The sequence below is a fragment of the Micromonospora sp. NPDC049836 genome (genome assembly GCF_044465125.1).
Lineage (GTDB): Bacteria > Actinomycetota > Actinomycetes > Mycobacteriales > Micromonosporaceae > Micromonospora.
On record NZ_JBITLH010000018.1, the window covers coordinates 68,025 to 86,134 of the forward strand.

General features: G+C 69.9%; 19 protein-coding genes and 1 pseudogene. 9 read left to right on the forward strand and 11 right to left on the reverse strand.

Annotation, left to right across the window (positions count from 1 at the left end; translation table 11 throughout):
- Position 1: 1 nt before the first annotated feature.
- A complete protein-coding gene (locus tag ACIBPB_RS30995; protein ID WP_013476071.1) occupies positions 2-220 on the reverse strand; it encodes an SHOCT domain-containing protein in 219 nt (72 codons plus the stop codon).
- Positions 221-304: 84 nt separating this feature from the next.
- Positions 305-523, reverse strand: a complete 219-nt coding sequence (locus ACIBPB_RS31000) for a DUF2933 domain-containing protein (protein ID WP_013476072.1) — start codon at positions 521-523, stop codon at positions 305-307.
- 198 nt (positions 524-721) lie between these two features.
- Here ACIBPB_RS31000 and ACIBPB_RS31005 point away from each other — a divergent pair, with 198 nt between their 5' ends.
- A complete protein-coding gene (locus ACIBPB_RS31005; protein ID WP_085983677.1) occupies positions 722-2,890 on the forward strand; it encodes a heavy metal translocating P-type ATPase in 2,169 nt (722 codons plus the stop codon).
- Here ACIBPB_RS31005 and ACIBPB_RS31010 read toward each other — a convergent pair.
- Genes ACIBPB_RS31010 through ACIBPB_RS31020 form a run of 3 tightly spaced genes read right to left on the reverse strand, consistent with a single transcriptional unit; the run spans position 2,871 to position 5,104 of the window.
- Positions 2,871-3,797 carry a hypothetical protein gene (locus ACIBPB_RS31010; protein WP_201766705.1) on the reverse strand — a complete coding sequence of 309 codons (927 nt, stop codon included), beginning with the start codon at positions 3,795-3,797 and terminating at the stop codon, positions 2,871-2,873. The genes ACIBPB_RS31005 and ACIBPB_RS31010 overlap by 20 nt on opposite strands.
- A 6-nt stretch (positions 3,798-3,803) precedes the next feature.
- A complete protein-coding gene (locus ACIBPB_RS31015) occupies positions 3,804-4,439 on the reverse strand; it encodes an ABC transporter permease (protein WP_201766706.1) in 636 nt (211 codons plus the stop codon).
- Complete coding sequence (locus tag ACIBPB_RS31020; RefSeq protein WP_013476074.1) at positions 4,436-5,104, reverse strand: ATP-binding cassette domain-containing protein; 669 nt, start codon at positions 5,102-5,104, stop codon at positions 4,436-4,438. The genes ACIBPB_RS31015 and ACIBPB_RS31020 overlap by 4 nt, the downstream gene beginning before the upstream one ends.
- Before the next feature lie 382 nt (positions 5,105-5,486).
- Here ACIBPB_RS31020 and ACIBPB_RS31025 point away from each other — a divergent pair, with 382 nt between their 5' ends.
- From ACIBPB_RS31025 to ACIBPB_RS31040, 4 genes are all read left to right on the forward strand, one after another.
- A complete protein-coding gene (locus ACIBPB_RS31025; protein ID WP_013476075.1) occupies positions 5,487-5,939 on the forward strand; it encodes a DUF2752 domain-containing protein in 453 nt (150 codons plus the stop codon).
- A 61-nt stretch (positions 5,940-6,000) separates the two neighbouring features.
- Entirely contained in the window at positions 6,001-6,426 is a 426-nt protein-coding gene (locus ACIBPB_RS31030; protein ID WP_084213002.1) for a hypothetical protein, read from the forward strand.
- Positions 6,427-6,497: 71 nt separating this feature from the next.
- Complete coding sequence (locus ACIBPB_RS31035) at positions 6,498-7,154, forward strand: DUF305 domain-containing protein (protein WP_013476076.1); 657 nt, start codon at positions 6,498-6,500, stop codon at positions 7,152-7,154.
- Positions 7,155-7,405: 251 nt separating this feature from the next.
- The gene (locus ACIBPB_RS31040; RefSeq protein WP_013476077.1) at positions 7,406-8,083 is read left to right on the forward strand and encodes a C39 family peptidase; all 678 of its coding nucleotides are present in this window, start codon (positions 7,406-7,408) and stop codon (positions 8,081-8,083) included.
- 92 nt (positions 8,084-8,175) lie between these two features.
- On the opposite strand, the gene ACIBPB_RS31045 is transcribed toward ACIBPB_RS31040, so the two are convergent.
- Both ACIBPB_RS31045 and ACIBPB_RS31050 read right to left on the reverse strand, forming a co-directional pair.
- The gene (locus tag ACIBPB_RS31045) at positions 8,176-8,556 is read right to left on the reverse strand and encodes a hypothetical protein (RefSeq protein WP_049800113.1); all 381 of its coding nucleotides are present in this window, start codon (positions 8,554-8,556) and stop codon (positions 8,176-8,178) included.
- Positions 8,553-8,693: a hypothetical protein gene (locus tag ACIBPB_RS31050; protein WP_168168220.1), complete on the reverse strand. Its 141-nt coding sequence runs from the start codon at positions 8,691-8,693 to the stop codon at positions 8,553-8,555. The genes ACIBPB_RS31045 and ACIBPB_RS31050 overlap by 4 nt, the downstream gene beginning before the upstream one ends.
- Positions 8,694-8,858: 165 nt before the next feature.
- Here ACIBPB_RS31050 and ACIBPB_RS31055 point away from each other — a divergent pair, with 165 nt between their 5' ends.
- Both ACIBPB_RS31055 and ACIBPB_RS31060 read left to right on the forward strand, forming a co-directional pair.
- Positions 8,859-9,221 (forward strand): BlaI/MecI/CopY family transcriptional regulator, encoded by a 363-nt coding sequence (locus ACIBPB_RS31055; RefSeq protein WP_013476078.1) that lies wholly within the window; start codon positions 8,859-8,861, stop codon positions 9,219-9,221.
- Entirely contained in the window at positions 9,218-10,141 is a 924-nt protein-coding gene (locus ACIBPB_RS31060) for a M56 family metallopeptidase (RefSeq protein ID WP_013476079.1), read from the forward strand. Before ACIBPB_RS31055 ends, ACIBPB_RS31060 begins: the two co-directional genes overlap by 4 nt.
- A 33-nt stretch (positions 10,142-10,174) precedes the next feature.
- Here the strand turns inward: ACIBPB_RS31060 and ACIBPB_RS31065 are convergent, their stop codons facing one another.
- Complete coding sequence (locus tag ACIBPB_RS31065; RefSeq protein ID WP_227457211.1) at positions 10,175-10,468, reverse strand: glutaredoxin domain-containing protein; 294 nt, start codon at positions 10,466-10,468, stop codon at positions 10,175-10,177.
- An 86-nt stretch (positions 10,469-10,554) separates the two neighbouring features.
- Positions 10,555-10,839: a heavy-metal-associated domain-containing protein gene (locus ACIBPB_RS31070; RefSeq protein WP_013476081.1), complete on the reverse strand. Its 285-nt coding sequence runs from the start codon at positions 10,837-10,839 to the stop codon at positions 10,555-10,557.
- Between the two features lie 241 nt (positions 10,840-11,080).
- Here ACIBPB_RS31070 and ACIBPB_RS31075 point away from each other — a divergent pair, with 241 nt between their 5' ends.
- A complete protein-coding gene (locus ACIBPB_RS31075; protein WP_013476082.1) occupies positions 11,081-12,502 on the forward strand; it encodes an MFS transporter in 1,422 nt (473 codons plus the stop codon).
- Between the two features lie 125 nt (positions 12,503-12,627).
- Here the strand turns inward: ACIBPB_RS31075 and ACIBPB_RS31080 are convergent, their stop codons facing one another.
- Entirely contained in the window at positions 12,628-14,136 is a 1,509-nt protein-coding gene (locus ACIBPB_RS31080; protein WP_013476083.1) for a copper resistance CopC/CopD family protein, read from the reverse strand.
- A gap of 400 nt (positions 14,137-14,536) precedes the next feature.
- On the opposite strand from ACIBPB_RS31080, the pseudogene ACIBPB_RS31085 reads away from it, so the two are divergent.
- Positions 14,537-14,649: pseudogene (locus tag ACIBPB_RS31085) on the forward strand (IS5/IS1182 family transposase); the annotation flags it as partial.
- Positions 14,650-14,717: 68 nt separating this feature from the next.
- Here ACIBPB_RS31085 and ACIBPB_RS31090 read toward each other — a convergent pair.
- Positions 14,718-17,894 (reverse strand): AAA domain-containing protein, encoded by a 3,177-nt coding sequence (locus ACIBPB_RS31090; protein ID WP_128136010.1) that lies wholly within the window; start codon positions 17,892-17,894, stop codon positions 14,718-14,720.
- Positions 17,895-18,110 lie beyond the last annotated feature (216 nt).

The following is an 18,110-nucleotide window of genomic DNA, read 5'->3' on the forward strand; positions in this document are numbered from 1 at the left end:
GTCAGCGCAACCCGTCCAGCCTGCGGCGGTACTCCTCGTCGTCCAGCTCGCCACGGGCGTAGCGCTCGGCCAGGATCCGCCGGGCGGAGTCGCCGTGGTCCGTCGCGCGTCGGCCGGTGCCGACCGTGAGCCAGACCGCCGCGACGATGATCACGGCCAGGACCAGCCAGCCGACCATCATCAGACCCATCGGCCAGAACCAACCGTTGCCATCATGCATGTGGGTCACGTCCTTTCCGCTGTCGGACCCTGCTGTTCTCCTGGACCTGACGGCGTCGCCGGCATACCCGTCGCCGCTGCCGGCTCACCTGACCGACGAATTCGTCTCCGACGGGCCGCGGCGCTCGCTGCCACCGGAGTGACCGCTGTGGTCACCGTGGCCGCCGTGCATGAACAGCATCATCAGCGGGCAGGCGAGCGCGAGCAGCCCGTACGCCACCGAACGTGCCGGCACGCCGATCGCCAGCGCCCCCGCGATGAGGATCACCAAGGCGGTCACGTACAACGGCAGATGTCGCCTCATCACCGGTCTCCTTTCTCGTAGCTCCCAAACCGAGCCTGCTCCCGGGTTCCGCCGGGCGGCAGCGCCTACCGGCCCCGGCCGTACGGTCGAAGGTCCTACCCCCTCCGGGTAGCGGTAACAGGAAGCGCTCAAGACCACGTACCAGCAGCCTTGCCCTATACCCCCTAGGGGTATATGTTCGAGGCGGAGGTGGACCTCATGACACGCCACGACACCCACCATGCCCCGCTCGCGACGGCACCCGAGCACCCGCACCCCGCTCACGGCCACGTCGCCGAGCGGCACGCAGATCACACGCCAGAGCGTCGCCCGCCGGATCAGCCCCAGCACCACGACCACCACGGGGGACACGGCGGCGGACACGACAAGCACGCCGGGCACGACCCGGAGCAGTTCCGGCGCAAGTTCTGGCTGAGCCTGGCGCTGACCGTGCCGATCGTCGCCACCAGCCACATGATCATGGACTGGTTCGGCTACACCCTCGACTTCCCCGGCATGACCTGGGTCGGGCCCGTCCTGGGGTCCCTGGTCTTCGCCTACGGCGGCTGGCCGTTCCTGGCCGGCGCCGTTCGGGAGGTCCGCGACCGGGCTCCCGGCATGATGCTGCTGATCGCGATGGCGATCACCGTCGCGTACGCCGCCTCGCTGGCCACGAGCCTGGGTGCGTTCAGCCTCGACTTCTGGTGGGAACTCGCCGCGCTGGTCACCATCATGTTGCTCGGGCACTGGCAGGAGATGAAGGCGATCGGGCAGGCCCAGGGCGCCCTGGCGGCCCTCGCCGCCCTGCTGCCCGACGACGCCGAACGCCTCGACGACGCCGGGCAGCCGCACCGGGTGCCCGCCGGCGACCTGCGCGTCGGCGACCTGGTCCTGGTCCGCTCCGGCGGCCGGGTTCCCGCCGACGGACGGATCGTCGACGGGGCCGCCGAACTCGACGAGTCCATGGTCACCGGCGAGTCCCGGCCCGTGCCCCGTACGGTCGGCGACAAGGTGGTCGCCGGCACCGTCGCCACCGACTCCACCCTGCGGGTCCGCGTCGACGCCGTCGGCGAGGACACCGCCCTGGCCGGCATCAGCCGGCTCGTCGCCCAGGCGCAGGCGTCCGCCGGCCGCGCGCAGGTGCTCGCCGACCGGTTCGCCGCCTGGCTGTTCTACCTCGCCACCGCCGCCGCGCTGATCACCTTCGGCACCTGGTGGGCACTGGGCGACGTCAACGAAGCCGTGGTCCGTACGGTGACGGTTCTGGTGATCGCCTGCCCGCACGCCCTCGGGCTGGCCATCCCGCTGGTGATCGCTCTGTCGACCGCGGTGTCGGCGAAGGCGGGCATCCTGGTCAAGGACCGCATGGCGCTCGAACGCATGCGCGGGGTGGACGCGGTGCTGTTCGACAAGACCGGCACCCTGACCAAGGGCGCCCACACCGTCACCGCCACCGCCGCCACCGCCGGGCTCACCGAGGACGAGGTGCTGCGGGTCGCCGGCGCGGTGGAGGCCGACAGCGAGCACCCGCTCGCCCGGGCCCTGGTGCGGGCAGCCCAGGGGCGCGATCTGGTTGCCACGGCGCGGGACTTCCGCTCCCTGACCGGACGCGGCGTCCAGGCCGTCGTCGACGGCACGTCCTACGCGGTCGGCGGTCCGGCGCTGTTGCGGGAGCTCGGCGCCACTGTGCCCGCGGACCTGGCGGACGCCAGCGCACGCTGGTCGGCCCGCGGCGCGGCCGTCCTGCATCTTCTGCGGCTGCCGACGGACGGCCGACCCGAAACGATCGGCGCGTTCGCACTGGAGGACGAGGTCCGGCCGGAAGCCCGGGAGGCGATCACCGAGCTTCGGGACCAGGGCGTCAAGAAGATCGTGATGATCACCGGAGATGCCCGCCCGGTCGCCGAGGCGGTCGCCGCCGACCTGGGCTTCCGTCCCGGTGTGGACGAGGTGTTCGCCGAGGTGCTCCCGGCGGACAAGGACCGCGCGGTCGCCGACCTGCAAGGGCGTGGCCTGACGGTGGCGATGGTCGGCGACGGGGTCAACGACGCCCCGGCACTCGCCCGCGCCGACGTCGGCATCGCGATCGGCGCCGGCACCGACGTGGCGATCGAGTCCGCCGGTGTCGTCCTGGCCTCCTCCGACCCGCGTGGCGTCACCGGCGTGATCCGGCTGTCCCGCGCGTCCTACCGGAAGATGGTGCAGAACCTGGCCTGGGCGGCCGGCTACAACGTGGTCGCGATCCCCGTCGCGGCCGGCGCGCTGGCGTGGGCGGGCGTGGCGCTCAGCCCGGCGGTCGGCGCGGTGCTGATGTCCGCCTCCACCATCGTGGTGGCGCTCAACGCACAACTGCTCCGACGGGTCCGTCTCACCCCCGGACGCCGTTGAACGTCCCGCTCTGGCCCGGCCGGCTTGCCGTCGGCCGGGCCAGAGCCGGCACGAGGGATCCGGGCGGCGACACGGACCGCCGGTAGGCGACCGCGACGGCCAGGGACAGCACCACGATCCACCCGGAGGCCAGCACCAGCGCGCCGAGTTCGTCGAACCCCCGGGTCAGCGCGCCGTCGAGGAGAACCCTGACGCTGCCGTAGCCGGGCAGCGCCTTCGCCCAGGACGGGGGCTGGGAGCGCAGCATCGGGCTCTGGCTGATGCCGAGGTCGAGGAAGGGCAGCAGGAACGCCATGAACACCCCACCGACCCGGCCGAAGACCGGCGCGAGCAGCGCACCGACGAGCGCGTACGTGCCGGCGACCAGGATGTTCCCGGAGGCGTACACCGGCCAGCGGACCGCGTCGAACACCGACGCCGTGGTGGCCAGCGACACCACCGTGGCCAGCAACGCCGCGGCGGCGAGCACCCCGAGCCGGCCGGCCAGCAACGCCGCCGGACGCAACCCCGCCAGGGCCGCGCGGCGGTCGCCGGCGCGGCTGTCCAACAGCGTGAACAGGCCGGCCAGCGCCGCCAGCGAGGCGACCGCGATGGGCGCCATCGTCGCCCCGTGCACCTCGGGCATCGGGTAACTCCCGGCCAGCCGCCGGCCGTGCTCCCGCACCGTCACCGTGATGGGCTGGTCGGGAGTGATCGCGTCCGCCAGCAGGATGAAGATCACCGGCACCGCGACGTAGAGCGCCCACAGGGCCGGATTGCGGTGGGCGTCGCGCCACGCCGCCCGGCCGGCGCCCGCAAGCTGGGCCCGCCACCCGCCCGGCCGCTGCCGGCGACGGGGCTGCCCGGCGCGGCGGGTACGCCGCACCGCGAGGGTCCAGGCGACCGCGACCGCCGCGACGGTCCACACAAGGGCCTAGCCGATGTCGCCGAGCCGGCCGGCGTGCCCGGACGGGAGATCCACCATCCACGAGGTGACGAAGTGCGTCGGCAGTATCCGGGTGCCCACCCGCTCCTGGGCCCCCATCGCCGGGCCGAGGAAGACGTCCAGGATCCAGATCAACAGCACCACCACCGAGCCGTTGACCGGGTTGCTCACTAGCGTTCCCACGGCCGTGCCGATGGCGACGTAGATGACCGCCGCCATGAGTGTGCCGACCACCACGTGCCCCGGGCGGTCGATACCGGTCCGGAGCGCGAGTGTGACCAACGCGATCGCGCTGACCAGGACGGCCAGCGCCAGCCCGGTGAGCAGCCGGGCCGCGACCATGCGTGCCGGCCGCAGGCCGGCCAGCACCACCCGTTGGTCGGTGTCGCGGGTGGCGGCGCTCTGGAAGTACATGCCGATGCCGGAGAGGAACGCCGCCGACCACGCGGCGGTGGCGTTCTCGACCGCCGCGCCGCCGCGACCGCCGAGAATCCGCGCTGCGTCGGCCAGGGTGCCCGCCACCACCGCCACGAAGACGACGGGTACGACGACCAGCAGCAGCAGGTTCACCCGGTTGCGGGCGTAGTCGGCCAGGAACCGCCGCACGAACGCCAGGACGGTCACCGGGATGCCACCCGGCCGTCGGTGATGGCCACGATCCGGTCGAACCGTTCCTCGTCCACGACGAAGTGGCTGATGACCAGTGCGCTGCGGCCGGCCCGCCGGCGTTCGCCGACCAGGTCCCAGAACTTCTGGTACGTGTCCCAGTCGAAGCTCGCGTAGGGCTCGTCGAGCAGCATCAGTTCCGGGTCCGGCAGCAGGGCCAGCGCGAGGTTGAGCTTGGCCAGAGTTCCGCCGGAGAGCCGTTCGGCGCGGGTGCGGGCGTACCGGGGGAAGCCCAGCTGGTCGTACAGCGACTGCCGGGACCGCTCCGCCTCCTCCTCGGCCATGCCGTAGGCGTGGCCGAACAGATCGAAGTGCTCGTCGCAGGTCAGCCGGGGATACAGCTGCGGGCTCTGCGGGCAGTAGCCGATCCGCCCGCGGTGCGTCACCGTCCCCGCGTCCGCGCGCAGCGCGCCGACCAGGATCTTCATCAGGGTGCTCTTGCCCGAGCCGTTCTCACCGATCACCCCGACCACCTGACCTGGCCCCAGGTCGAGATCCACCCCACGCAGCACGGGCTGACGCCGCCGGAACGGTCCCCGACGGTAGGACTTGCGCAGGCCCCGCGCCGTCAGCACGGCCGTCCCCGGCGCCTGGTCGGCTATGGGGTCCTCACCGCCGGTCACACGTCACCTCCGTACGCACGGGGTGGGGGTGTGAGGGGTCCGTACTGCTTCAGCTTAGGGGGCGGTGGGGGAGGGGTACCGCCGTTACGTCAGGCCCGTCTGCTGCGGCTGCCACCGGCTCCCGAGTCGGCGCGGAGCCCTACGTCACCCGTTGGCCTCGCGACGAACAGCCGATCCCCGCCCACGGTGAGGGCCACGGGAGTGTCCCGGGTGGCTCCGCCGCTGGGCGACCAGATGCCACCGCTGATCTCCTTGGTGCGGGTCCCCTCGGCAGGGTGCCCAGGCGTGCCAACTACTATGCGCGGTTAGTAGACGCGTGTCGGGATCACTCGCTCCTGCCCCTCTCGGCACGTGTCCTCTCCTGGCACACGAGGAGGTGGCGATGCGACAGGTGGCGGGTTCCCCCCATCGCGCGACGCAGCGCGCGGCGACTCTCGCACTGGCCGGTGCCGTCGGCGCGGCGGCGGCGTTCGTTCTTCGCTTCGATCCGACCGACCGGGTCGCCGACCCCACCGGCCCCTGCCTCTGGCACGCGATGACCGGCATCAACGGTCCGGGTTGCGGCGGCACCCGGATGTTCTACTACCTGCTGCACGGCGACCTCCTCGAAGCGGCCCGCCACCACCTGGCCGCCCTGATCGCCGTTCCCTTCCTTCTCTACGCGGGCATTCGCTGGGCCGGCGTCGCCTGGTTCGGGCGGGAGCTGCCCGCGCTGCGGTTCTCGCCCCGCGTCTACTGGGTCTACGGTGCCGCCTTCCTGCTCTACAGCACCGTGCTGCGCAACCTGCCGTGGCCACCGTTCAGCTGGTTCGACATCCCGAACCTGACCCCTTGACGCGGCGTCCGCGGACCTCGATCTCCGGCAGGCGGATTTGCACCGACTATCCTGGTACAGCATGAAAAGCGCGAAGGTGGGCGCGTCGAGCGGGCCGGAGCAGCACGCGCCCCTGCGGCTGATGCTGCTCGTCGCCCTGGCCTTCGGCGTTCTCGGTATGCACACCGTCGGACACCATCCCTATCTCGGAGGCTCCGGCGTCGAAAGCACGATGGCGGACCTGCACCACGCACCCGTAGCGCCGGCAGGGGAGCACAGCCCCAGCGGCTCGGACGGCCACGGTCACGGCGTCGACGCATTCGCCGTATGTCTGGCGGTGCTCGGCGCGGCGGTCGTCCTCGCCTCCCTGTCGATGCTCCGGCGATGCCGACGGGATCTGCCTTTATCCGCACGCGCCCGGCACTGGACGAGAGGTCGGGGATACGACCCTCCATCCCGACCTCGCCTCGGACTGCAGATGACCGCGGTGTCGGTCCTGCGGACATAGACCCTCGGGGCCGCCGGGCTCCCCAGCACAGGACCCTCTGCCAACCACTAGCGACAAGGACCATTCACTCGATGAAGCGAAACATCCTGCGCCGGACCGCCCTTGCCGGTGTCGCCCTGTCTGCTCTGCTCGTCACCGCCGCCTGCGGCGGGGGCGACGACATGGCCGGCATGGACCACGCCAGCAGCAGCCCGTCGACCGGCGCCTCGTCCGCGGCGAACGGTACGTTCAACGACGCGGACGTCATGTTCGCCCAGATGATGATTCCGCACCACCAGCAGGCCGTCGAGATGGCCGGCCTCGCCCCGAGCCGCGCGAAGGACCCGGAGCTGAAGGATCTGGCCGCCAAGATCAAGGCCGCCCAGGATCCCGAGATCACCACCATGAAGGGTTGGCTGACGGCGTGGGGCAAGCCCACGTCTGCGCCCAGCGGCCACAACATGCCGGGGATGTCGGCCTCGCCCGGTCATGACATGCCGGGGATGAACTCCGACATGCCGGGCATGATGTCTGACCAGGAGATGGCTGACCTCACCGCCGCCATGGGCACCGACTTCGACAAGAAGTTCGCCGAAATGATGATCGCCCACCACAACGGCGCCATCGAGATGGCCAAGACCGAACAGGCCAACGGCAGCAACCCAGACGCCAAGGCTCTCGCCGCCAAGATCGCCGCGGACCAGGCGGCGGAGGTGCAGACCCTCCAGAAGATCCTCGACCGCCTGTAGGCACGTACCCGTCCGGCCGGGCCCGAACTCTGCTTCGAGCCCGGCCGGACCCTTGCTGGGCCGTTGAGTGCTGTGTCCCTGTGGCCGAGGACTCACGGGTGGAATGTGGGCCCCGTGCCGCCAAGTTGTGCTCACCGCATGCCGGAGCCGGACGCTCCGGCATGCGCACATCCGGCTCGCAGGCGCGTGCCGACCCGAGAAGAGCGGTGAGTGGTCCGTGACCGCCGCGGCTCCCCGAGGAGAGGCGATACATGAACAACCCTGCCCGACGGCTTTCGGTCAGCCACACACACAACTTTGCCATGGTGAGAAAATGCGTGGCCGCAGCGGGAGTGGCTCTTGCCGGCATGATCGCCGCAGGTCCGGCGACAGCTGCCTATGCCGCCCCGGCTGCCGCGGCGACAGCCAGAGCAGCTTCTGCCAAGCAGGTGAACGACTACACGTTCCAGGCGCAGCCCAACATCTACTACTGCGGTCCTGCCTCCACGCGGATCGCACTGAGCGCGCAAGGAAAGATGGAAGACCAGGACAAGCTGGCGAGCGAGCTCGGCACCACCTTCGCCGGCACCGCCTCGGCCTTCGAGATCACCCGCGTGCTCAACGACAGTCTGGGCAGGCAGATGTACAAGACCGTGGAGATTCCCAACGAATCGGCCAGCGCCGACGAGGTGACCCGGCTCAGGACCGACCTCACCAAGGCCATCGACGAGCAGCGCATCCCGGTGGTGAATGTCATCGGTACCGCCGTGGACGCCGAAGGCATCACCCGGTCCTTCCCCGTCGGGCACTACCTGACCGTGGTCGGCTACGACAGCGACGGAGGACGTCTCAAGATCGCCGATCCCTGGCAGCCCGTCGGCGACGGCACCTACTGGATCTCGGCTGCGGACCTGGCGAACTGGTCCGCCTCGCGCGGCTACTCGGCCTGACCAGCACCGTGGCCCCTCGCCGTTCTGGCGAGGGGCCACGATGCGGCTCGGCGATCCGACGACGGATCCCTCCACCGCGGTCGACCCGACGATCAGGCCCAGATCACGTGGGTGAAGACCATGGTGCCGTCGGCGAAGTGCCGGACGTAGGTGGAGTGCCGGTCAGCGCGCGAGCCGCTGACCAGCGTGCCCCAGGACTCCGGGGAGTTGCCGCCCGACGCGTTGGCCGGCGCGGAGCCAACCGTGCTGGTCGAGTCGACGTGCGAGTACATGGTCACCAGCTCGTCGTAGTCGTGCTGGTTGGTGCTCGGGTCGTTGGTGTAGTCCATGCAGGTGCCGAGGTTGGCGTTGTTGAAGTTCTCGTCCTGGTGGTCCAGGCCGAAGGTGTGGCCGACCCCCTGGCAGGTGGCGAGGTTGCGCCACGCCGGCGTGTTGTACTGGGCGGTGTTGAAGTAGGTGTCGTTCAGCTTCACGGGCTCTGGGTGATGTGGGTGCCGCCGGTGACCGAGATCGAGGCGATGCCGAGCCAGCCGTTGTTGCCGTAGGCGGAGTTGCAGACCTCCACCCGGCCGGCGGTGGCCTTACAGGTCTTCGGGCTTGCGGAATGCAACTTTTTCGCCTCTCGTGAATATGGGCCACCATTGAGGTCGTCCTGGGACAGCGGGACGCTCCTGAGGTATCGGGACTCTGCGCTCGCCAGCCGTCACGGTTCCGGCACGCCCTGCTGGCCTGGCGGGCCGCCCCGCGTACCCTTGCGGGCACGAAGGGAGCGCACGTGGCAGAGCTGGGCAGACTCGAAGCGGCGGTCATGGACGTCCTGTGGCGGGCGGACCAGCCCTTGCTGGTCAGAGAGGTCCTCGACGCACTGACCGCCGACCGTGCTCTGGCCTACACGACCGTGCTCACTGTGCTCGACAACCTGCACCGCAAGGGTTGGGCGGCGCGGGAGAAGGATGGCAAGGCATACCGCTATCGCCCCGCCGGCAGCCGTGAGGAGATCGCCGCTCGCACGCTGCGCCAGGTGCTCGAGACCAGTACGGACCCCGACCTGGTGCTTCTGCATTTCGCCAGGTCGGCCTCGGATCGGGAACTGCACATCCTCAAGCAGGTGCTGCACGAGCGGGAGCCCGGGGCGTGAGCGTCGCGCTGGCACTGGTCGCTGGTGTCGTGGCCGCCGCCTGGTGGGGGCCCGTCGCGCTGCGATTCTGCTTCCGCCACGTCGCCGACCCGGTCGCCGTGCTGCTCGGCTGGCTCGGGCTGATCGTCGCCGTGACGGCCACCTTCGGCGTCGCCGTCGCCGTGCTGCTCGCCCCGGGCGCCGCCCACGAGTGGGCACTGCATGACCTCGCCCGGCTGTGCTGGCACTGGGCGCAGCCCAGTCGCCCGCAGGCCCTCGGCGAGGTCCTCGGGGCGGCGGGCGCTCTGACCATGTTCGCGGCGTTCATGAAGTTTGCCGCGTCGTGCGTCCGCCGCACACGGACGGCATGTCGCGCCCGACGCGCTCACGCGGATCTGCTGACTCTCTCCGGCGGCGCGGCCGAGCCCGGTGCCAGGGCGGTGCTGTGGATCCCGCACGCCACCCCGTTGGCGTACAGCCTCGGCGGCTCCGGCGGCCTGACCGTCCTCGCCAGCTGCACCCGAGACCTGCCGGCGGATCAGCTCGCCGCGGTGCTGAGCCACGAACGGGCCCATCTGCGCGAGCGCCACCACCTGCTGGTGTCCGCCGTGGAAGGGCTCGCGTCGGCCGTCCCCTGGCTGCCGCTGACGCGGGAAGCACCCACGGCGGTCCGCCTGCTCGTCGAGCTGCGCGCGGACGCCGCAGCCGTAAGGGAGTGCGGCCAGGCGGCTGTGCGAGATGCGCTCTTGAGCTTCGCTGGTGCGCCCCACCCGCCGTCCGCCCTGTCGATGGCCGGGGGAGAGGTGGGGATCCGGTTGCAGCGGCTTCAGTCGCGTACCCCCCACGGCCGCAATCTCGCGACTCGGACCGCCTTCGCCGCGGTCGCCCTCGGGGCGCCCGTGGGCATCGGCATGCTCGCCGCAGTCATCACCTGTCTCTAGGCGGCGCGGACTCCGGCGGGCGCGGTGGAGGCGTCAGCTGGCGAGGCCACCAGTTTGATGGCGGTTGCTGGCCAGGTGCGCGCGCAGTTGGTCGTCGGTGGGCTCGACCAGGAAGCTCCCGTCCGGCCAGACCAGGGTGGGAATGCGGCGTTGCCCCTGCTGCAGACCACGGATCAGGTGCGTCGCGGCCTGGTCCTCATCGACGTCTACGTACACGTACGGGACGCGGGCGGCGTCGAGCAGCGCTCGGCTGCGTCGCACGTCCGGGCACCAGCCGGTCCCGTACACGACGAGCTCATCCTGGCGGGCTTGATCGTTGATGGTCAACTCGTTCTCCTCGTCGCCGGGACGGATGGCAAGGCTGCATCCCCAGGGCACCCACCAGCGCCCTGGGGATGCGGGATGCCCGCGGCTCAGTCCACGAGCTGGTAGCCGGCTCGCTGCACGACCGCGCGGACCTCGGCGGTGTCCAACGGGTTCTCGCTGAGCACCGTGATGGTGCCCGTGGCCACGTCGGCCTGAACGTCAGTCACGCCCGCGATCTCGGAGAGGTGCCCGGTCACCTTCTTGGCGCATCCGCCGCAGGTCATGCCGGACACCTGGTAGGTGCTCCGGGCGCCGCTGCTGGTGTTCTGGGCTGCCGGGGCGCTGTCGATCGTGACGGTGCCGCAGCCGCAGCTCGATTCATTGCCGCACATGGAATCTCCTCGGTGTCGCAGACGATGGCGTGACGGTGCGCAAGGCCCCGTCCTGGCGACGGTCGGTTGTATGCCGTCCCACAGGACTGAAGATACCCCTCCCCGGTATCTGTCTCAAGATCTCGGCTAATCCAGCGGCGCGCTGGGGATGTCATCCGGATCACTTGACGGTAGATACCGATGGGGGGTACAAACTTGCCACTACCTATACCCCCTAGGGGTACCTGAAGGAGTGGCTGTCATGTCGTCCACCTCGAAGCGCTGGTGGGCCCTCGGGCTCATCGCCCTGGCCCAGTTCATGGTCATCATGGACACCTCGATCATCGGTGTCGCCCTACCACGGATCCAGGCGGATCTCGGCTTCTCACCCGAGAACCTGTCCTGGGTCTTCAACGCCTACGTCGTCGCGTTCGGCGGCCTGCTGCTGCTCGGCGGCCGGCTGTCCGACCTGCTCGGCGCCCGCCGGATGTTCGCCGCCGGCTGGCTCGTCCTGCTCATCGGCTCCGCCGCTGCGGGCCTGGCCGACAGCGTCGCCGTCGAACTCGCCGCCCGCGCCGTCCAGGGTGCTGGTGCGGCGCTGATCGCCCCGTCGGCGCTGACCCTGCTGATGATGCTCTTCGGTGCCGAGCCCAGGGAACTCACCCGGGCCCTCGCCCTCTACGGCGCCGCAGCACCCGCCGGCGGCACCGCCGGAGTCTTCCTCGGCGGCGTCATCACCGAGTACGTCAGCTGGCCCTGGGTCTTCTACATCAACCTCCCCATCGCGGCCCTCGCGCTGCTGGCGACCCCGCTCCTGATGCCCGCCGGGGGTACCCGCCGCGGCTCACTGGATGTCTTCGGCGCCCTCACGGTCACCGTCGGTCTCGGCGCCGCCGTGTACGGCATCGTCCGCGCCCCCGAAGTCGGCTGGGCCTCCGGGCAGACCTGGCTGGTCCTCGCCGGCGCTGTCGTCGCGCTGGCCGCGTTCGTCGCCATCCAGGCGGCCCGCCGCGAGCCGCTGATGCGGCTGTCGATCTTCCGGGCCCCGAACCTCGCCGCCGCCAACATCGCCCAACTGCTCCTCGGGGCCGCGTGGATCCCGATGTGGTTCTTCCTCAACCTCTACCTGCAGCAGGTCCTCGGCTACAGCGCCTTCCCCAGCGGCGCCGCGCTGCTGCCGATGACGATCCTCATCATGATCGGCATGATCACCATCGCCCCGCGGGCCATCGCCCGGTTCGGCGCGAAGCCCATGGTCGTCACCGGCCTCGCGGTCCTCGCCGTCGGACTCGGCTGGCTCGCCCTGGTCCGCCCCAACGGCACCTTCACCGTCGACGTCCTGCCCGCCTCGCTGGTCGCGGCGCTGGGCATGTCGCTGGCGTTCATCCCCTCACTCGGCACGGCCATCTCCAGCGCCCGGCCCGAGGAGGGCGGACTCGCCTCCGGCATCGTCAACACCAGCTACCAGGTCGGCTCCGCGCTCGGTCTAGCCGCGATGACCGCCGTGGCCTCCGCCGCCGGTGCCGACCGGCTCGGCGACCTTGCCGCCCTGACCGACGGCTACTCCGCGGCATTCCTCGGCGCCGGGATCATCGCCGCCGCAGGCGCCGTCACCGCCGGACTCACCCTGCGGTCGGAGAAGCGGGAGCCGGCCGAGACCAGCGAGCCGGTACACGTTGGCTGATCTGGCCGTCGTCGCGACACGCCGGGCGCCGGCGCGGCACAGCCGCCGCCGGCGCCCGGGGGTTGCACGACTCCAACGGTCATCGCCTCCGTAGGCCGACCAGCCTCGGCCGATGACGACTCCACCTAGGTTTCGGAATTCACCAGAATCGCGGTAGCGACCACCACAGCCATCATCAGGAACGCCTCGGCCACGACCGTGCGCCGCAGTTGTCGGGTGCCATCCGCGGCGCGATCGTCCAACCTCGGTACCACGCGCCTACTGTTGTAGAGCCCGACGAGTGCAACCGCCGCGACGATCGCGACCTTGACCAGGAGCACCCGACCCCAACTGGTGCTCACGAGATGTGCCGGCCGCTGCAGGATGAGCAGTGCGAGAACAGCGCCCGCCACGCCGGTGAGCACGACCGCGGCGCTGGCCGGAATGGAAAAGCGCACTGCCATCTCCGCAGCGCCCGTCGGCACGCCCGACCGGGCACGACCCAGCAGCAGGACGGCCAGGAGGAGGACCCCGCCGACCCACACTGCGGCAGCGATGGTGTGGGCCAGATCGGCCACCACAACGGCCGCTCGCGGCTCGGCGGTGACGGTGTGCCCATCGAGGAGGAAAGAGCCCAGTAACAGCATCACCGTGACGCCCAGCAGCACCGGGCGAACAGCCCGCGCTCGCACGCGCTGAGCCGCCCCACTCGTCGCATCGCCCCCTGCCACCGCCACAACCAAGGACCGTGAGGTCGTCGGAATTGCGGCGACCGTCGGTATCGAGTGACGACCCACAGCATGACGTCCCCGGATCAACGCCGCTTCCAGCGTCCCGGACACGAATAGACCGGCCGCGCCCATGAGCCGCAGCACCAGGCCGGCAGCTACCGGAGTCCGACTCAGCGCGGCCAGCGCCGGCGTACCGGCGCCCGAGGTGAAGGTGCCCTGCTCGCTGAACGCCGCGGCCAACGCCGCCAACTCCAGCGACGCCCCAACCGCTACCACCAGCCCGGCCGAACGCACCCACACCTGGACCACCCGGATGTCGCTACGGGTGCCGACCAATGTCGTCAGGGCGAAGACGAGACCGCCGACACCAAGCAGGATCGCGCCGTAGCACAGCCAACGGCCAACGGCACCGACAATGCTTGGCCCTGGCTCCGTATCGCTCGGGTGGGCAACCGCATGTCCCCGTGGATGCGCCGATGGCAAAGTCGAGGGCATCCCAGAGTGGCCGGCATGCGCGTGCGGGCTGCCCGTCGGGTGGGGTGTGGGTGTCACTCCCGGCGTCCCCGGCGGTGAGGCCACCGCGAAGGTGATTACACCTGTTAGGGGATGTGCGTCGGGTGCTGCGACGCTCCACCGCAGGTGGAACGTGCCGGCAGTCAGGGGAGTGCCCGGGTGGACCAACCACGTGCGGCCCTCGTCGGGCGTGTGACTGCCCGCAGGCACGGCGTTGCCCATGCCGTCGGAGAGCTTGAAACCCGCACCCGTGGGTGTGCCGGCGGCACTGAACGTCAGCCGGATCTCCCGAACCGTGCCATCGATCCGCGCGCCGTCGGCCGGAACGGCCCTGACCAGCTTGAAATGCGCGGCGGCAGGCGAAGCAAACCCGAGCGCCACGACGAGGGCCGGAAACAACGCCAGCCACACCCGCAGTGCCCAGCGTGCGGCGTGACGTGCTGACGGCTGACGACAAGCGGGACGCGACGATGCAGCAAGCAAAATCAGGCCGCCCGACGACGCCGCTGACAAGACACTGTCGATCCTTCCCCCGAAGGAGGCGTGGACCCGATGCCCACCTATCACTCTTACCTGGCGGTTGCCATCCTAGGGCAACTACTAGCACCCGATAGTAGGGGCATCCGGCCTCGAGGACTTGAAAAGCCCCTGCGGATGCGCGGCGATCCGAGGCGGGTGTGTGATTAGGGCGGACGACGGGTCTGAGGTCACGATCTCCTGTGCAGCAGAGGCGGACCCTGAGTCGTCGGTGGCATCGGCCCCAGAGGACGTCTCGCAACTCGGTACCCGGTCCATGGTGGATCATGTCGGGGTGGAGGTGATCTTGGCAGCCCGCCAGGAGTAGATCTTCCGTTCACAGGGCGGCAGCTCGGCCTGTTCCGCAGGCTGGTGCGACTGGTCGCCGAGCGTGGCGGGAACGCGATCGGTGCGACACCGGCATTGTGAGTAGCGTCCAACTCCTGTCAGAGACCGTCTGCAGGGCTCCCCACCCGTCAGCGCAAGCTCCGGCTGATCGCCATGTCGCCGCCGATCGGCTCGCTCGGACTTGCACTCCAGCCGCAGGTAGCAGCCCGTGTGTTGGCGGGGTCGGCGACGCGGGCGTAGCAGCGCCAACGCCAGCCTTCTTTTGTGCGGTGCAACGCGAGCGTGGTGGTACTGCAGCAACGCTCGCATATGGGTGGTGACTGACGGAACTGAGCCGCACTTTCGTGCTCAAGTATCTTGCGTGCGAAGTGGGCGCCTTCCATCACGAGCATGACTTCACGGCTTTGGCGTTGTGAGAGTACGTTGAGGCTTCCAAGGAGCACGACTCGCTCGTCGATGACGACGATCTTCTGGTGCATCTTGTACATCTCGACGATGATCGGTCCGGCTGCGCGGAGTGTCGCAAGGTTCTGCTGCGCGTTGGCGGTGCCCTGTAGGTGGTCTCGCGCGTCTCGGACGAAAATGATCACCTGAACGCCCCGTGCGATGGCGTCTGCGAGCACTGGTGCCACGGACCTGGTGCGATTCGTCGTCCAGGTGGCCCACATCCAGATGGAGTGGCGTGCGGAGTTGAGATGCTCGGTGAAGGTTTCGTAGAACTGCTTCTCATCCTGAATTTCGGCGACGCGGACATGTTGGGCCAGGATGTCCGCCAGGTCGCTCCCGAACTCTCCGAGAGCGGGGCGGTCGGGCTCTGCCACCGATGGTGCGGTGATCAGCCGCTCTGCGGGCACGGTGCGAATGGGGTCACCCAGTAACGGCGCGAGGTGGGCGAGCGCGGTGTCTGGCGGCGCTCCCTCGATAAGGTCGCGGCTGCCGATGAGGTAGAGACGGTTCTTAGTACGGGTGACCGCGACGTTGAACAACTTGAGGCCTTCGCGGGCGAAGCCGCCGCGAGAGACGCTGGCTTGAGCAATCCATCGAGGCTTGCCATCGTCCTCGACGAGGTCGAGCACCACGACGTCGAACTCTCGTCCTTGGAAGCGGTGAGCGGTGCCGACCTCGGTGGGCTCGGTGCTGGTCTCTTCCCGGTCGCGTAGCGCTTCAAGCGTGGCCTCGGCCTGCGGGTTGTAAGGAGTGATGACGCCGATCGTCTCCCCGCGGGAGCGGTGATAGTCGGCCAAGGCCCTGCTGATGAGCGCACCCGCCGGCCACCAGCCCTTCGTGCGGCCGGTTGCCCGCACGGTGGCGAGGTCTCCGAGCCTGTCGGTGTCGATGAGGACGATCTCCGGGTCGTCGTTGCCCCGCTTCGGGATGGTGGGTGCGGCGCGCAGCAGGCCGTCGTACGCGATGGCGTTGGCCACGTGCATGACGTCGTGTCCGAAGCGGTGTTGCTCGTCGAGCACGGTGCAGCCGGGGTGTGCGATGGCGTCGGCGGCAACGGCGACGCCGCACATACCGAACACGTCGTCGCACAGCCACCGCTGTACGTCGGGACGTTTGCTGTCGGTGAGGGGCTTCGGCAGGACAGGGCCGAGTTGCATGAAGTCACCGAGCAGCACCGCGGTGGTCGTGGCGCGGGACACCGCCAGCAGCGTTTCCGGGATGGTGGCGGCGCCGACTTCGTCGATGAGTACGACGTCGTAGGGCCCGTCGAGGAGGACGTCAGCGGTACGCAGTCGTGCGAGGGTGGTAGCAATCAGGCGCGCCTGGCGTATCAGGGTGGCTTCCGCATCCCGGCGGAGACGGTCGTAGTCGTCGTGGGCCTTAGCGTGCTCCTTCTCGAGGCGGGACCGGGCACACGCTTCGGCAGCGACGCGACGGCGCAGCGCCTGCAGACGCTCGTACTGGGCTGGCAGGTCGTGACGATCGGCCTGCTCGACAAGGGCCAACTGTGCTGGTGTAGCGCGCGGTGCCGCCTCGGCCGCCAGCAGCCGCAGCTGAGCCGTCTCCTGTTCGGCGATTGCCGCGGACAGGTCAGCGCTCGACGCTTCGCGGGCTCGCTGCGCCTCGGCCAGAGCGTGGTCACGGCCAGCGATCTGCTCGCGGGTGTACCGAGCCTCGGCCTCCAGCGCAGCCACCCTCGGCTCGCTGGATCGCTGGAACCGGCTGAGGAGAGACTCGTTGCGTTGTACCTCTTCCTCGAGCGCGGTAAGCATCTCCTGCTGCTGGTGAAGCAGCCCCCGCAGATGCTGCAGCTGGCGCCAATCTCGGGTCCGCGCCAGTAGACCGCCGCTCTGAACAGCAGCCAGCTGCGCCTCGGTGCGGTCGCGCTCGCCCCGAGCGGCGAGCAGCCGCATCGCAACCTGGTCAGCCTCCTGCTGAGCCAGCGCGCCCTGCCGCCGAATGTCGTCCAAGGCATCCAGAGCGGCTCGTGACTCCGAGGCGTCCGCGACCGCGGCTCGCGCTTTGCGAACTGCCGTCTCGGCGCGCGCCAGCGCGTGGCGACATGCGATGACGTGATTCCCGACATCCGCCACCTGTTGCGCCAATCGAGGGATGTTTCGGTCCCGGTCAACCGCCGCCTGGGCGCTTGTGTGCTCGTCCGGGTTGTAGTCGGCGACGAGCTCTTCAACAACGCGTAGCTCGTTGACCGTCTGCTTGAGCGCCAGCAGTTGGTTCTGCACCTTCAGCCGTCGTTGCTCGGCCTCGGCCAGCGCGGCCTTCACGAGATGGGCGAGCGACACGTCGGGGTCGGTGGCGATCTCCCGCAGATGAGGCGGCCCGACGCGGATCAGTTGTCCTGGACGGTGCCGACGATGCCTAATCACTCCGGCGAGGGCGTTGTCGACGGCGATGTTGGTAGCCGACACCAGTAAGACACGCTTACCGCTGGCGATCAGGGAGCTGACCGCCTCGCTGAGCACCCATGTCTTACCTGTGCCCGGAGGCCCCCACACCAGGCGCACACCCGGACGCAGACAGGATGTGTACGCCTCGCACTGTGCTGGGGTGAAGCCCGCAACATGCTCCAGCGGCTGAGGCGCGGGCGAGAGGCGGCCGGCGGCGAGGTCTCCGGCCAGACCCTCCGGCTCTACGGTGGCCAGGACCTCGCGAAGCCGATCTAGCAGGTACGCGGGAGACTGCCGCAGCTGCCACAGATAGGCGTCAGCGAGGTCTACGAAATCCGCCACCCTGACCCGGAGCTGCTGCCCCTCCTGCATCACCTCAAGCGGCCGGTACCCTCCCTGATCTCCCCTCGGCAGGGTCGGGCCGGCCACCCGCAGCGCATCAAGCTGTTCCATGTCGGCACGTGACCCGCGAAGGTCAACGCGGTACCAACCCGGCTCGGCAGTGGGGTGCGCGCGTCCCACTCGCCCCCACGTCGGCCTGCTGGTACCACCCGCGACCGACCTCCACACATCGACCACCGAGCAGACTTCCTCGCGCCACCCCGACACGATCACCTCCGAATGCTTGCCAAGCCAGCTGAGGAGGATCCGCCGTCAGCTCTGGGAGGC